This is a genomic window from Mucilaginibacter sp. (genome assembly GCF_039207105.1).
GTDB lineage: Bacteria > Bacteroidota > Bacteroidia > Sphingobacteriales > Sphingobacteriaceae > Mucilaginibacter.
Genome location: NZ_JBCECK010000315.1, coordinates 1,961 through 2,203 on the forward strand (window position 1 = coordinate 1,961; position 243 = coordinate 2,203).

Genomic DNA, 243 nt, shown 5'->3' on the forward strand with positions numbered 1-243 from the left:
AACGGCGATCTTGCTAAAGAGGGCTCGTCAATTATCCAAAAAACAGCCGACGGTCAAGTTGTTTATGACAACCGACATGAAAAACATAATGAAACCGTCAACCTGTTTAACATTGTAGAAACGCCACGCGGCGGGCAGTACCGGTTAACATTGCCGGACGGCTCAAAAGTGTGGTTGAACGCGGCCTCCTCGCTGAAGTTCCCGCCGGCATTTAACGGCGACACGCGCGAAGTGGAGTTAACC

At 51.0% G+C, this 243-nt stretch carries 1 pseudogene; it reads left to right on the plus strand.

Annotation, left to right across the window (positions count from 1 at the left end):
- Positions 1–243, plus strand: a pseudogene (locus tag AAGC65_RS26040) (FecR domain-containing protein); the annotation flags it as partial.